This is a genomic window from Aquabacterium sp. UBA2148 (assembly GCF_002328915.1).
Lineage (GTDB): Bacteria > Pseudomonadota > Gammaproteobacteria > Burkholderiales > Burkholderiaceae_C > Aquabacterium > Aquabacterium parvum.
Genome location: NZ_DCXA01000267.1, coordinates 1 through 427 on the forward strand (window position 1 = coordinate 1; position 427 = coordinate 427).

Annotated in this window: 1 protein-coding gene; it reads left to right on the top strand. The window is 69.3% G+C overall.

All coding sequences use genetic code 11. From position 1 onward, the window contains the following. Window positions 1-427, top strand: a 427-nt coding sequence (locus tag B2W70_RS14815; protein ID WP_286746833.1) for an amidase family protein, incomplete at both ends; no start/stop codon positions are given.

The following is a 427-nucleotide window of genomic DNA, read 5'->3' on the forward strand; positions in this document are numbered from 1 at the left end:
GTTGTGCCAGCGATGCCCACCACGCCTTCATCCACCGCCTGAGCGAGGCCGAACTCGAGCCCCACCTGGCTCGGCTGGAAGGCCTGGACGCCAGCAGCTTGCCGCTCTACGGCGTGCCCTTCGTCATCAAGGACAACATCGACCTGGCGGGGGTGCCCACCACTGCCGCGTGCCCCGAGTTCGCGCACACCCCGAGCGCCAGCGCCTTCGTGGTTCAGCGCCTGCTGGATGCGGGCGCCATCCCCATGGGCAAGGCCAACCTCGACCAGTTCGCCACGGGCCTGAACGGCACGCGCTCGCCGTATGGCGCCTGCGCCAACGCTTTCGATGCGGACTTCATCAGCGGCGGCTCCAGCTCCGGCTCGGCCGTGTCCGTCGCCAAAGGCTGGGTCAGCTTCTCGCTGGGCACCGACACGGCTGGATCGGG